Here is a 12,905-nt window from a genome sequence, read left to right as displayed (position 1 = left end):
TAAAAAGTATTGCTTTTGGTAAAAATATGAAAAAACCTCATACGTATAAAGAAAACGTATGAGGTGTAGAAAGAATACGGTATCCGTAAATTTAGGGGAGCTGAGCAGCGGCGGTCTCTGCTTGCCTATTTACCTTCTTTACCAGTCCCTGTAACACATTTCCCGGACCTACTTCTGTAAAAGACGTTGCCCCATCGGCTAACATGTGTTCAATAGTTTGTGTCCACTTAACGGCACCGGTTAACTGCGCAATGAGATTTTCTTTAATTTTAGCAGGATCGGAATAAGCTTTGGCATCAATATTTTGATATATCGGACAGATCGGTTCTTTGATGGACACTTTTTCAATGGCTTCTTGCAATTCTGCGCGTGCCGTTTCCATTAATGGGGAATGAAAAGCGCCTCCGACATTTAATTTCAACGCTCTTTTTGCGCCCGCCTGCAATAAGAGTTCACAAGCTTTATCGACTCCCGCAATCGTTCCGGAAATTACCAATTGTCCGGGACAATTATAATTGGCAGGAACAACGACGTCACTAACGCGCTGGCAAATATCTTCGACCGTAAAATCGTCCAAGCCTAAAATAGCAGCCATGGTCGAAGGCTGAATCTCGCAAGCTTTCTGCATGGCGTTGGCCCTTTTGGATACTAAGATAAGACCATCTTCAAAGCTTAGCGCTTGGGCCGCCACAAGTGCTGAAAACTCACCCAATGAATGTCCTGCTACCATTTGTGGATCAAATTGATCGCCGAGTGCTTGAGCTAGAATAACGGAATGTAAAAAAATTGCGGGTTGTGTAACGTTCGTTTTTTTAAGATCGTCTTCTGTTCCTTCGAACATTATATCCGTAATACGAAATCCCAAGAGTTCATTTGCCTGTTCAAATAGATTACGGGTATTTTCTTTGTATTCGTAAAGATCCCGTCCCATTCCTACAAATTGGGCTCCTTGTCCAGGGAATAAATAGGCCTTCTTCATGCGTTTATGATTGTTTTAATGGATAATTAAGGAAAGAAAGATAAAGCAAATTAGTCTAGACTAGCGGTTATCAGCCGCAAGAACTCAGCTCTCGTGCGTTCATGGGCGAATTCTCCGGTAAACGCAGAAGTAGTGGTAACCGAGTTCTGTTTTTGTATACCTCGCATAGCCATGCACAGGTGCTTGCATTCGATTACTACCGCAACTCCAGCCGGATTCAATGTTTCTTGAATACAATCCCTTATTTCATTGGTAAGCCTTTCTTGTACCTGCAAGCGGCGGGCAAAAGCATCTACTACCCGCGGGATTTTACTGAGACCAACAATGTGTCCCTTTGGAATATAGGCAATATGTGCCTTTCCGAAGAAGGGTAAAAGATGATGTTCACACATTGAATAGACTTCTATATCTTTTACGACCACCATTTGGCTATAATCTTCTTCGAACATAGCGCTTTTTAAGATGGCAGCAGGATCGATATCATAGCCATGGGTTAGGTATTGCAAGGCTTTAGCAATACGCTCGGGTGTCTTTAATAGGCCCTGACGTTTTGGGTTTTCGCCAAGTTGAGATAGAATGTCTTCGTAGTGGTTGGCTATACTCTCAATTTTATCGGTGTTATAACGATCAATTTTTACATAACCATCAAGCTCCTCATCATCCAAAGGGGCTTCGTTATTGTTAATATTCATCGGATTGTTCCTCATTATTATTAGTTTCCAAAATATTCCACCGAATTGTTTTCGGTTTCCTGAAGTTTTATACTATGCAGTTGTGCGCCTGCCGTCTCAATAGGGCTTTTGAGCTGGTTGAAGATCTCTACGGCAAGAACTTCGGTAGAAGCCATTTTACCACGCATAAAATCCACGTCCAAGTTTACGTTTCGGTGGTCTAGCTTTTCGACAACGTGTTGCAAAATAATAGTCTTAAGGATTCGTAAATCCATTACAAACCCGGTGGTGGGGTCTATCTCGCCCTTGATGGTAACAAATAGTTCATAGTTATGACCATGCCAGTTAGGATTGCTACATTTACCGAAGGTCGCTTCGTTTTCTTCCAAGCTCCAATCGTCGCGGTATAATTTATGGGCTGCACTAAAACGCTCTCTACGAGTAATATAAATCATAATCAATTATTAGCCCGCAAAGATAAGCTTAATAATTTTAACATTTTAGGATTTTGATGGATGAAAATCATTATATTGCCTTTCTATTACTTATGACCAAATGTTTAATAGTTGCAGCAACCGCTGCAGAGATAGGGCCCTTTATTCAATCTCTAGAAGGGAAGGAGCAAAAACCGGATATCTTAATAACAGGTGTTGGCATGGTTGCTACCGCTTTTGCCTTGGGAAAGACCTTACATAACAAAAGCTATGATTTTGCGATTAATGTTGGGATTGGCGGGTCTTTCTCAAGGGATATCGGTCTTGGCGACATCGTTTTCATTGAAAAAGACCTGTTTTATGAATTGGGGGCAGAAGATGATCTGCAGTTTTTATCGATAGATGAACTGGGTTTTGGGAAGGCTGCGTTTCGGGCGATACCGGGCTTCCCCGCAGATCTTATCGGAAGGTTTAGAAGCGTAAGCGGGCTAACCGTCAACAGGGTTCATGGAAATGATAAAAGTATTAAGCTTGCACTGGAAAGGCAACAAGCGGAAGTTGAAAGTATGGAAGGGGCAGCGTTCTATTACGCCTGCGAGCAAATAATGCTACCTTGTATACAGATACGAAGCATATCCAACTATGTTGAAAGGCGTAATCGGGAAAATTGGCAGATCGGGCTCGCTGTCAAAAATCTAAATGATTGGCTCATCTCTTATTTTAACTAAACAGCATCTTTTGAGATAAAATGACATTCTAAACAAGAAAGATGCTGCGGGTTCTGCTACTTTTGCCATGGATGTTCACATGAGATAGAACGTAAACAGAAAAGCAATGAATTTGACACTTGGATTTTCTCCCTGTCCCAACGATACTTTTATTTTTGATGCTATGATCCATCACAAAATTGATACGGAGGGATTAACTTTTGATGTATTTTATGAGGATGTAGAATCCTTAAACCATAAAACATTTGATGGCACGCTTGATATTAGCAAGCTAAGTTTTCATGCCTATGCTTATGCGCTTGAAAAATACGTCTTGCTGGACGCAGGAAGTGCTCTGGGTTTCGGCGTCGGCCCCTTGCTTATTTGCAAAAAGGAGGAGCTGGTGCAGCAAGTGCTTCAGGGAAGGGACGAACAAGTTATATCGGATTTAAAAGTTGCAATACCGGGGAAGTATACAACGGCGAACTTTCTGCTTGGTTTAGCCTTTCCTCAGCTTCAAAACAAAGAGATACTCGTTTTTTCCGAAATAGAACCAGCGTTATTGAAAGAGCAGGTCGACCTTGGTTTAATAATTCATGAAAATCGTTTTACTTATCAAGATAAAGGGCTGCATAAGGTTCTCGATCTAGGCGATTTTTGGGAAAAAGAAGCCGGATGTCCCATTCCATTGGGAGGAATCGTAATAAGAAGAGATATACCGAATGATATCAAAATGAAGGTCAATCGTATTCTAAAAAGAAGTGTAGAATATGCTTTTGCACATCCGGATTCCGGCATTGATTTTATTCGTCAACATGCGCAGGAAATGAGTGAGGAGGTCATGTATAAGCATATTGAATTGTATGTTAACAAGTACTCGCTTAATTTGGGACAAGAAGGCAGGAAGGCCGTACAGGTTATGTTTGAGAAAGCACGCCAGTTAAATTTAATACCTGCGATCCGGAAAAACTTGTTCTTAAATTAGCAAAAAATGCCTTTTGATCCGTTGGCCTAAACAGAAACATGTTTTTGTTGTTCTAAAACTGAAAATACTTAAAGAATGAATAGACACACCTATCAAAGTGGAATAATAGGAAATTGTGCCTACATTGCGCATGTACAAACAAATACGAATATTTCTTGGTTATGCTGGCCGGCCTTCGATAGCACCTTTGTTTTTGGCAGTAAACTTGATAAGGAAAAAGGCGGTGAATTTTCAATTCTTCCCGATGGGAAGTTCCAGTCGGAGCAGCGGTATATTCCAAATACCAATATTCTGGAGACGATAATTTCTAATGAAGAGGGGACCTATAAAGTAACCGATTTTGCCCCTCGATTTAGACAATATGACCGCTATTTTAAGCCATTGATGTTAATTAGGAAGGTAGAGCGTATTAGTGGGGAGCCGCGTGTTCGCATGCGTTGTTATCCGGTAACCGATTATGGAAGGACTGCGCAGGACCGGCATAGAGGGAGTAATCATGTCGAGTTTACGGGCGGCAGCGATCACATGCGGTTAACAACGAATGTTCCTATCAGCCATTTTTTTGAGCCAGGTACTTTTGTACTTCATGACACGAAGTATTTAATATTAACTTATGGAGAGCCCTTAGAAGCGCCTCTTGAGGAGACGGCAGAAACATTTCTGCGACAAACCATAAATTATTGGCGTACGTGGATTAAACACACCACGATTCCTCCATTTTATCAGGAGGCGGTTATTAGATCGGCATTGGCTTTGAAGCTTCATCAATATGAAGATACCGGTGCATTCATTGCCGCGAGCACGTCCAGTTTGCCTGAGTCGCCGGGCAGCGGACGAAATTGGGACTATCGATATTGTTGGATAAGAGATAGCTATTATGTGTTGGCTTCACTGCTTCGTATCGGTCAGTTTGAAGAAATGGAACATTATGCCGAATTTATTTCGAATATATCTGCTAATGAAGAAGGGCGGTATCAACCACTTTATAGCATTACGGGACGAAAGGAATTAATCGAAGAGGAACTGAGTCATTTGTCGGGTTATATGGATAATAAGCCGGTTCGGTTAGGGAATCAAGCATATGAACACGTGCAAAACGATGTTTACGGCCAAGTTTTATTATCACTGCTGCCCCTGTATACAGACAAGCGCTTTGTAGGAAAAGAGAAAGGGCATTCCTCCGTATGGTTGGATATGATCATTGGTAAAATAGAACAAACAATTGACGAAAAGGATGCAGGAATTTGGGAATTTAGAAATTTTGCCAATTACCATTGCTATACGAATCTCTTTCAGTGGGCAGGAGCTAAAGCTGCCTATCGGATTGCTAAGGAAATCCGGGAACCAAAATTAGAACAACGTGCAGAAGCATTGATTTTACGGGCTTCAAAGCATATTGAAGATTGTTATGATCCCCAAAGAAAAGTTTACACGCACGCGGTAGGTAGTGGGCATCTGGATGCCAGTACGTTGCAGCTTATTATCATGAATTATCTGGATCCGGCGTCTCAAAAGGCCCGAGATCATTTAAGAGCGCTTGAAGGAGAGCTCCGAGCTGAAAATGGTCTTTTCTATCGGTATCTTCATGCCGATGATTTCGGTAAACCCAAATCGACTTTTCTTATTTGTGCCTTTTGGTATGTCGAGGCCCTGGCTTCTGTAGGAAGGACACAAGATGCGATTGAAACCTTCGAGAATCTGTTGCCTTATGCAAACCATCTGCTGCTGTTTAGCGAAGATATTGATGCAAATAATGGCGATCAGTGGGGAAACTTCCCCCAGGCATATAGCCATGTGGGGCTTATTAATGCCGTTAACAGAATTGCTGTGAAATTAGGGACACCACGATTTTTGGTAACGGGATCTTAATCCCGTTACGTTTCTACCAAGAAAGTAAGCAAATCGCGGACCTCTTCCTGATCTTCCAAATAATACTTTGCTGCTGACACATTGCTACCAACCTTGATACTAATCGCTTTTTCAGGCAGGGCTTTGAAAGTGTCCTCGTCGGTTCTATCATCACCTATTGCTAGAATAAAATCGTAATCGGTGTCATGTAAAAGATTTAGTGTGGCCCGACCTTTATTTACGTCTGCATTTTTCACCTCTACGACTTTGTCCCCATCAAGCATTTTAAGACCGTAGGCATTTAAGTGGTATTGAAGATTATCCATTAGTTCGTTTGCACGAAGCGATCCTAGTCCCTTCTGTACCTTGCGATAATGCCAGGCTAGCGAATAACTTTTCTCCTCAATAAAGGAACCTGGTGTTTTATCCGTATAATCCTCCATCAACTTTTGCACTTCACTTTTCCAGTTAGTGGATAGTCCGGGAACTTGCTCCCAATCGCCGACGCTATTCTTTTTCCAAGCGCCGTGTTCGGCAATCAATGTATAGCTTTTTGCTCCGAACCATTGTTCGAGCGTGGTGTGTTTTCTTCCGCTTATAATGACCAAGGTGTTCTTTTTATCCGCAACGAAAGCATCCAATAAATTATATAAGGCCAGGTCGGGGGAAGCTTCGTCAATTTCCTTTTTAAAGCCAACAAGCGTGCCATCGTAGTCAAATAACAACAGGCGATTACGGGCTGCCTTATATCTTTCTTGTATGGCAAGCCGAATAGAAGCTTTCACTAAATTCGCCATCGAATTCTTTTGCATCTGTTTGACATCCTGTAAACGATTCATAAAAATCTTTACCCAATGTTTGATGTTGAATTTGAAAACGACCGCTCGCATGGCTTTCATTCTTTCTTCCATTTCGGCTTTCGGCATATTTAAAGCGGTTATCAAGGCCTTTCGAATTTCTGAAATATTGTTTGGGTTTACCAGTAAAGCATCGTTAAGTTCCTTTGATGCTCCCGCCATTTCACTAAGAATTAAGACGCCGGTATTATCGTTTCGGCTCGCAACATATTCTTTGCTTACTAAATTCATCCCATCACGCATCGGCGTGACGAGGCATACGTCCGCAACATTATATAAAGCAGAGATAATTTCAATTGGGTACCCATGATAAAAATAAGCAATCGGGTGCCATTCGAATGTTCTAAATCGTGCATTAATGTGGCCCACAAGCCGGTCAATCTCGTCTTTTAATCGTTTATATTGCGGTACGGTGTCGCGGGATGGTACCACAATCATATAAAGAGTAACCTGCTCAATATATTCAGGGTTTTTTGAAAGTAACAGTTCAAAAGCATTTAATCGTTGAATAATACCCTTACTGTAATCTAACCGGTCGATGGATAGAATAATCTTTTTTCCATTAAAGTTTTGCTTGAAATTCTGAATATGCGCTAATACTTCCGGATCGTTTCCTAATCGCGAAAATTTCTCACTATCCATGCCCATTGGAAAAGGTTCAGCCAGAACAATACGATTTTCTACACGCAGCCGATTTGCATCTGCATGGATGGGAAGCAAATGTGTAGCTGCGCTAAGGAAATGACGAACATCGTCAAAGGTATGGAAACCGAGTAGATCTGCCCCCAACATCCCACGCAATAGTTCTTTTCGCCAAGGTATTAAACGAAAGAGTTCCTGCGAAGGAAAAGGAATGTGGTTAAAAAAGGCAATGGACACTTCGGGTTGTTTCAGCCGGATTAAGCCTGGTACCAACAAAAGCTGATAATCATGGACCCATACCGTATCGCCGGGATTTAGTTCGCGTAGGATAATGTCAGCAAATTTTTGGTTCACCTGAACATAAGCTAACCAATTTTGGTAGTTGTAGTTTGCATACGTAGACAGGTAATGAAATATAGGCCAAAGGACTTCATTGCTAAAGCCTTCATAGTAGCGCTTAATTTCTTCTTTATTTAAGAAAACCGGAATTAAGTTGAGCGACTTTAGTCTTTGCGTAACCTCCTGTTGTTCACGTTCTCCCTGAACGTCTACTCCAGGCCATCCAATCCATATATTGTTTCCCTCTTTATAAATAGAGCCCAAACCGGTAGCTAGTCCTCCTTCACTTGGAATAAAACTCAATTCGTTATTTTCTTCAACAATCTTTACAGGTAATCTATTCGAAACGATAATTGTTTTGTTCACGATATTTTTAATTTTTTATGATTATTAACCAATAAACGGATCAACAGTTTGGAAAAGGGCCAATTTTTGGTGTGCTTTTTACGAAGTTGTTAAATATAACAAAATTTATTTAGGGACGGAGCGTAATCGAAACCTGTTAAAGTGCATCTTTTATAGTGAGAACAATAAGAATAAACCGTAGGTTTGACATCAATATAATGAAAAAGCTTTTACCATTTTTATTGATATTGTTTGTTGCCCTCTTCTCTTTTTATTACAAAGGCATGCCGGAAAAATTGAAGAAAGGTTTTGGTCGGGTACTTGTAGTAGCCATCGTTGTGTTTTGGGTATATTTGCTGTTAAAATACATATAAGTTTAAAGAGCTTCAAATAATTGCTGTAGTTTTTTATTTTTTAATAGGAATTTTTTTTATCTTTGCAGCCCCGCAGTATATAGCTCCGGGAAATATGTTGAATACATAAATTATCTCAAATGGCAACTAAAATAAGATTGCAAAGATTCGGTAAAAAGGGAAAACCTTTTTATCATGTAGTAGTGGCAGACTCACGTGCACCTCGCGATGGTAAATTTATTGAACGGTTAGGTTCGTACAATCCAAATACGAATCCCGCAACAATAGACCTAAATTTCGACAAGGCTTTAGACTGGTTAACGAAAGGGGCACAACCTACAGATACCGCGCGCGCTATTTTGTCTTACAAAGGCGTGCTTTACAAAAAGCATTTGTTAGGCGGTGTAAAGAAAGGTGCTTTTGATGAAGCAACGGCTGAAAGTCGCTTTCAAGATTGGTTAAAAGGAAAAGAGGAGAAAATAGAAGGAAAGAAAGACTCGCTTTCTAAATCAAAAGAGGAAGTTAAAAAAGCAGCATTAGCAGCAGAAGCCAAAAAGAAAGAAGAGAGAGCAGCGGCATTAGCGGCTAAAAATGCTCCTGTGGAAGAGCCTGCTTCTGAAGAGGCTCCGGAGAATGCTTCTGATAGCGAAGAAACTACAAGCGCTGAGTAATAGAATAGCGTATTAATATTAAGTGCCATTCTTAAAGAAACATCTTAAGAATGGCATTTTGTTTTTCAAGCTATTTTTCAGGAGAGTACATATTCCATTAGCATTTACAAAGGGAATGAGTCATGCATATTGAGGATTGTTTTTATATTGGTTATATCAGTAAAACAAGGGGTTTAAAGGGGGAAGTCCAGCTATATTTTGCGTTTGACGACTATAAAAAGTTAGATTTCGACACGGTATTTTTAGAGATCGAGAAAAAACTCGTTCCTTTTTTTGTCGAGTCTTTTAAAATCCAATCTAATAAAACCGGATATTTCTTTTTTGAAGATGTGGAACATATAGACGCGGCAAAAGAGCTTTTGCGTAAGTCTGTATATCTGCCTAAAAGCAAAATGCCTGAAAGGGATGAAAATGAATTCTATACCTCCGATCTTGTAGGTTATTTGGTGTATGATGAGCATCATGGCGAATTGGGAGAGATTATAGCGATCAATGAATATCCCCAACAGGATATTGCGGTGGTTCACTATCGGTTTAAGGAGCTGATGTTTCCGGTGAATGATGATTTTATTGTGAAAATAGATGAAGAACAACATGTTTTGCATGTCGACCTACCCGAGGGATTGGTTGATGTTTACAATGAATGATAATTATGCGCTTTGATATCATAACCGTACTTCCTGGGCTTTTGGAAAGTCCTTTTGCTCATTCTATCCTGCAACGGGCCCAAAAAAAAGGATTGGTAGAGATTTATGTTCACAATCTACGTGATTATGCTACCAATAAACATAAAAGTGTAGATGATTATCCTTATGGAGGAGGAAGCGGAATGGTTATGCAGATAGAGCCTTTTGCCGCTTGCATTGAGAAGCTTCAAAGGGAAAGGAATTATGACGAGGTCATATTTATGAGCCCCGATGGGGAACGCTTAAATCAAACGATTGCCAATGGGCTGGCTTTACACGAGAACCTTATCATTCTTTGTGGACATTACAAAGGGATTGATCAGCGAATAAGGGATCTCTACGTTACGAAAGAAATTTCCATTGGTGATTATGTATTATCCGGCGGGGAATTACCTGCTGCGGTATTGGTTGATGCAATTGCTCGCCTTATTCCCGGAGTCCTATCGGATGAGACTTCAGCGCTCTCTGACTCCTTTCAGGGAGAACTATTGGATGCACCCGTCTATACCAGACCTGCTGAATGGCGTGGGCATAAAGTTCCGGATATCCTGTTGAGCGGTAATCAATCATTAATCGATAACTGGCGATATGAACAGTCGCTGGCAAGAACACGCGAAAGAAGGCCTGATCTCTTGGATGAATAGTTGATAAAGGCAAAAGCAAGTAAAAATAAAAAAGCAAAATAGGTTTTTAATTTTAAAATAAAATAGCTAATATTGCAGTCCGATTTTTACGGGTTAAAAATCGTTGTTAATTACTTAAAATCATGGATTTAGTAAAATTTGTAGAAGAGCAGGCGGTAGCAAAAAATGAAGTTCCTGCATTTAAAGCTGGTGATACCGTTAGCGTTCACTATAAAATTCGCGAAGGTAACAAAGAGCGTATACAGGTATATAAAGGGGTAGTTATTCAAAGAAATGGGGCAGGATCAAATGAAACCTTTACGGTTCGTAAAATGTCTAATGGCATTGGTGTTGAACGTATTTTCCCTGTAAACTCACCTAATATTGATAAAATTGTCGTTGATACATACGGAAAAGTACGTAGAGCAAAACTATTCTATTTGCGTAGCTTAACCGGTAAGGCCGCTCGTATTAAATCGAAAAGAGTATAAGCAGAGCGATTCATTCTGCGCACGAAATAAAAAAGCCTCTTAATGACAAGAGGCTTTTTTTATTGCTTTCCCTCCCATTCATTGAAAAATTGATGAAGAAAGTCTAGCATATATTGATGCCGTGATTCTGCCAAACGTTTTCCCGTTTCCGTGTTCATTTTGTCCTTTAGCAGCAGGAGTTTTTCGTAGAAATGATTAATCGTTGGAGCGGTTGTATTTTTATACTCCTCTTTGCTTTGGTTCTCTTTTGGTTTTATGGCCGGGTCGTACATACTTCTGTTTTTGTACCCTCCATAATTAAAGGCACGAGCGATACCAATTGCACCAATAGCATCCAAGCGATCTGCATCCTGAACGATTTCTAATTCTTTTGACCAAAATTCAATTTTCCCTAAGCTTGCTTTAAAGGACATGTTCTTAATAATGTTGCAGACATGTGCAATCGTCGTCTCCTCAAGGTGAAGGGAGCTTAAAAAGGAACGGGCTATTCGGGGGCCTAATTCCTCATCGCCGTCGTGAAATTTGCTGTCAGCTATATCATGCAATAAGGCCGCTAACTCGACAACCATGATGTTCGCTGTTTCATTTTCTAAAATGAGCCTTGCGTTTCTCCATACACGTTCCACATGAAACCAATCGTGACCTGTTTCAGCCGTTTTTAGTTTTGATTGAACAAATTCTTTGGTTTTTAATATAATGCCGTTGGTCATAAGTGTTCTTGAAAATTGATGGGTTCGTTCTCCTCAAAAGCAACATAGGCCCTTAACCAAGGATCGGTACCGATCAGCTTCCACTTATGCCCTTTGCCAGTGGTATCTGTCGCGATTAAAACCTCCCCTGTTTGTAGTATGAATGTCTTTCCCAAAGAAGTGGTAAACTCCAAACTTCCCTTCAAAGTGATTACATATTGCGTCCGTGGCGCGGTATGCCAATCATAAGATGCTTTAGCGGCGGTTTCTTTGAAGTGTAGATGCCTAACATCGGTTATTAAATCGTCGGGAACGAAAACCTCTTTAAAATGAGAGTGGCCATCGGCACCGGGATACAGTATATACGCTTTAATCATGTTCAGGATGGGTTCTTCTACTTCCATCATAAAGTTCGTATGCCAGTAAGCGGCAATCTAATTTTCCATTGTAGAACTCTACCCGTTTATAGGTATGAAGCCCAATTTTTTTCGCAAGGTCGGGATTTCCTGTAAAGATAAAACCATTGTAACCTTTACATGATTGTTTCATAAAATCACCCATGCGTTTATAGGTCTGTTCGAGTTTGGTGTGAACACCCAAACGTTCTCCGTACTCAGGATTAAAAACAATAACGCCGGAGGAAGAGGGCACGGTCGTTTGTGCAAAATCACAAACTTCGAATGTGATTAGCTGATCTACGCCGGCCGTTTTGGCATTAGCCTTTGCTATTTCCACGGCTTCTTGCGAAATATCGGAAGCAATGATTTTTAAATCCGTTGGTTTGATGATTTTTTCTTTTAGCGCTCTCCTTGCAGCGAAAAATACCTGCTCATCATAGCCCAAGAAATGCATAAAAGCATAATTCATGCGAAATAGGCCAGGTTTTCTGTTGGTTGCATGGAGCGCAGCTTCTATGGCTAGTGTCCCTGATCCGCACATCGGATTAATAAACGGTGATTTTTTGTCCCATTCCGTAGCAAACAACACGCCGCTGGCTAAGGCCTCTAACATGGGGGCTTTCCCGGGATGCTTGCGATAGCCATGTTTGGCTAAGGTTTCACCGGAAGTATCTAAGTATAGATCTGCCTTGCTTTCTTGCCAAAAGAGGTGAACAACAGCTTTATTAAGTTCCGCTCCCGAATTGGGGCGGACACCCTTCTTTTCTTTAATACGATCAACGATAGCGTCCTTTACCTTCAGGTTGGCAAATAATGGGGTTGTAATCGTTTCGTTATTAACGGTAGATGTAACGGAAAAATATCCATTAAAGTCGATCAAATCTTCCCAGGCAATTTTCTTTATTTCGCTGTAAAGCTGAGCGGCATCAGCGGCTATGAAAGAGCTGATCGAATATAGCACTTGACTCGCACAATACAAATTGAGATTGAGCGTAATACAGTCGTTCATACTTGCGCTGATTTCGACGCCGGTACTAAAAGCTCTTTTAATGGAAAAACCGAGTGCTTTGACTTCTTGCTGCAAATAAGGTGACAATCTTTTATTGCAGGTAATGATAACTTTTTGAGGAGTGTTGAAAACTTGCATAGCTTATTGTGCGAAGTTACTGATTATTGTCGCCAAAAAT

General features: G+C 40.7%; 14 protein-coding genes. 7 read left to right on the top strand and 7 right to left on the bottom strand.

The window, feature by feature from the left end; all coding sequences use genetic code 11:
• Positions 1-91: 91 nt before the first annotated feature.
• The 3 genes from fabD to E0E36_RS02655 are packed head-to-tail and all read right to left on the bottom strand — an operon-like array spanning position 92 to position 2,105.
• Positions 92-979 carry an ACP S-malonyltransferase gene (gene fabD / locus E0E36_RS02665; protein WP_130854616.1) on the bottom strand — a complete coding sequence of 296 codons (888 nt, stop codon included), beginning with the start codon at positions 977-979 and terminating at the stop codon, positions 92-94.
• A gap of 50 nt (positions 980-1,029) precedes the next feature.
• On the bottom strand, positions 1,030-1,671 hold the full coding sequence (gene folE / locus E0E36_RS02660) for a GTP cyclohydrolase I FolE (protein ID WP_041387150.1): 642 nt from the start codon (positions 1,669-1,671) through the stop codon (positions 1,030-1,032).
• Positions 1,672-1,691: 20 nt separating this feature from the next.
• Entirely contained in the window at positions 1,692-2,105 is a 414-nt protein-coding gene (locus tag E0E36_RS02655; RefSeq protein WP_130854615.1) for a 6-pyruvoyl trahydropterin synthase family protein, read from the bottom strand.
• A 92-nt stretch (positions 2,106-2,197) separates the two neighbouring features.
• Between E0E36_RS02655 and mqnB the strand changes: the two genes are divergently transcribed.
• From mqnB to E0E36_RS02640, 3 genes are all read left to right on the top strand, one after another.
• Complete coding sequence (gene mqnB / locus E0E36_RS02650) at positions 2,198-2,812, top strand: futalosine hydrolase (protein WP_130855140.1); 615 nt, start codon at positions 2,198-2,200, stop codon at positions 2,810-2,812.
• A 106-nt stretch (positions 2,813-2,918) separates the two neighbouring features.
• A complete protein-coding gene (locus E0E36_RS02645) occupies positions 2,919-3,776 on the top strand; it encodes a 1,4-dihydroxy-6-naphtoate synthase (RefSeq protein WP_130854614.1) in 858 nt (285 codons plus the stop codon).
• A 75-nt stretch (positions 3,777-3,851) separates the two neighbouring features.
• Positions 3,852-5,645, top strand: coding sequence for a glycoside hydrolase family 15 protein (locus tag E0E36_RS02640; protein ID WP_130854613.1), 1,794 nt, complete (start codon positions 3,852-3,854; stop codon positions 5,643-5,645).
• A gap of 5 nt (positions 5,646-5,650) precedes the next feature.
• Here E0E36_RS02640 and E0E36_RS02635 read toward each other — a convergent pair whose 3' ends face one another.
• Positions 5,651-7,828: a bifunctional alpha,alpha-trehalose-phosphate synthase (UDP-forming)/trehalose-phosphatase gene (locus tag E0E36_RS02635; protein ID WP_130854612.1), complete on the bottom strand. Its 2,178-nt coding sequence runs from the start codon at positions 7,826-7,828 to the stop codon at positions 5,651-5,653.
• Positions 7,829-8,300: 472 nt separating this feature from the next.
• On the opposite strand from E0E36_RS02635, the gene E0E36_RS02630 reads away from it, so the two are divergent.
• From E0E36_RS02630 to rplS, 4 genes are all read left to right on the top strand, one after another.
• A complete protein-coding gene (locus E0E36_RS02630) occupies positions 8,301-8,831 on the top strand; it encodes a 30S ribosomal protein S16 (protein ID WP_013664616.1) in 531 nt (176 codons plus the stop codon).
• Positions 8,832-8,953: 122 nt separating this feature from the next.
• On the top strand, positions 8,954-9,478 hold the full coding sequence (rimM, locus tag E0E36_RS02625; protein ID WP_130854611.1) for a ribosome maturation factor RimM: 525 nt from the start codon (positions 8,954-8,956) through the stop codon (positions 9,476-9,478).
• A 5-nt stretch (positions 9,479-9,483) separates the two neighbouring features.
• Positions 9,484-10,161, top strand: coding sequence for a tRNA (guanosine(37)-N1)-methyltransferase TrmD (trmD, locus tag E0E36_RS02620; RefSeq protein WP_041388015.1), 678 nt, complete (start codon positions 9,484-9,486; stop codon positions 10,159-10,161).
• 122 nt (positions 10,162-10,283) lie between these two features.
• Positions 10,284-10,631 carry a 50S ribosomal protein L19 gene (gene rplS, locus E0E36_RS02615; RefSeq protein WP_013664619.1) on the top strand — a complete coding sequence of 116 codons (348 nt, stop codon included), beginning with the start codon at positions 10,284-10,286 and terminating at the stop codon, positions 10,629-10,631.
• 59 nt (positions 10,632-10,690) lie between these two features.
• Here rplS and E0E36_RS02610 read toward each other — a convergent pair whose 3' ends face one another.
• The 3 genes from E0E36_RS02610 to E0E36_RS02600 are packed head-to-tail and all read right to left on the bottom strand — an operon-like array spanning position 10,691 to position 12,865.
• A complete protein-coding gene (locus E0E36_RS02610; RefSeq protein WP_130854610.1) occupies positions 10,691-11,341 on the bottom strand; it encodes an HD domain-containing protein in 651 nt (216 codons plus the stop codon).
• Entirely contained in the window at positions 11,338-11,727 is a 390-nt protein-coding gene (locus E0E36_RS02605) for a cupin domain-containing protein (RefSeq protein ID WP_130854609.1), read from the bottom strand. The genes E0E36_RS02610 and E0E36_RS02605 overlap by 4 nt, the downstream gene beginning before the upstream one ends.
• Positions 11,690-12,865 carry a THUMP domain-containing class I SAM-dependent RNA methyltransferase gene (locus tag E0E36_RS02600; RefSeq protein WP_013664622.1) on the bottom strand — a complete coding sequence of 392 codons (1,176 nt, stop codon included), beginning with the start codon at positions 12,863-12,865 and terminating at the stop codon, positions 11,690-11,692. Before E0E36_RS02600 ends, E0E36_RS02605 begins: the two co-directional genes overlap by 38 nt.
• Between the last annotated feature and the right edge of the window lie 40 nt (positions 12,866-12,905).

Origin of the sequence: Olivibacter jilunii (assembly GCF_900607235.1) — a bacterium.
Taxonomy (GTDB): Bacteria; Bacteroidota; Bacteroidia; order Sphingobacteriales; family Sphingobacteriaceae; genus Olivibacter; species Olivibacter oleidegradans.
This window is presented reverse-complemented; position numbering and strand designations above follow the sequence as displayed.

What these genes read in the sequence shown, in the direction of transcription:
- fabD (WP_130854616.1), bottom strand. Translation starts at nt 979, where the DNA reads ATGAAGAAGGCCTATTTATTCCCTGGACAAGGAGCCCAATTTGTAGGA.
- folE (WP_041387150.1), bottom strand. Translation starts at nt 1,671, where the DNA reads ATGAATATTAACAATAACGAAGCCCCTTTGGATGATGAGGAGCTTGAT.
- E0E36_RS02655 (WP_130854615.1), bottom strand. Translation starts at nt 2,105, where the DNA reads ATGATTTATATTACTCGTAGAGAGCGTTTTAGTGCAGCCCATAAATTA.
- mqnB (WP_130855140.1), top strand. Translation starts at nt 2,198, where the DNA reads ATGACCAAATGTTTAATAGTTGCAGCAACCGCTGCAGAGATAGGGCCC.
- E0E36_RS02645 (WP_130854614.1), top strand. Translation starts at nt 2,919, where the DNA reads ATGAATTTGACACTTGGATTTTCTCCCTGTCCCAACGATACTTTTATT.
- E0E36_RS02640 (WP_130854613.1), top strand. Translation starts at nt 3,852, where the DNA reads ATGAATAGACACACCTATCAAAGTGGAATAATAGGAAATTGTGCCTAC.
- E0E36_RS02630 (WP_013664616.1), top strand. Translation starts at nt 8,301, where the DNA reads ATGGCAACTAAAATAAGATTGCAAAGATTCGGTAAAAAGGGAAAACCT.
- rimM (WP_130854611.1), top strand. Translation starts at nt 8,954, where the DNA reads ATGCATATTGAGGATTGTTTTTATATTGGTTATATCAGTAAAACAAGG.
- trmD (WP_041388015.1), top strand. Translation starts at nt 9,484, where the DNA reads ATGCGCTTTGATATCATAACCGTACTTCCTGGGCTTTTGGAAAGTCCT.
- rplS (WP_013664619.1), top strand. Translation starts at nt 10,284, where the DNA reads ATGGATTTAGTAAAATTTGTAGAAGAGCAGGCGGTAGCAAAAAATGAA.
- E0E36_RS02610 (WP_130854610.1), bottom strand. Translation starts at nt 11,341, where the DNA reads ATGACCAACGGCATTATATTAAAAACCAAAGAATTTGTTCAATCAAAA.
- E0E36_RS02605 (WP_130854609.1), bottom strand. Translation starts at nt 11,727, where the DNA reads ATGATGGAAGTAGAAGAACCCATCCTGAACATGATTAAAGCGTATATA.
- E0E36_RS02600 (WP_013664622.1), bottom strand. Translation starts at nt 12,865, where the DNA reads ATGCAAGTTTTCAACACTCCTCAAAAAGTTATCATTACCTGCAATAAA.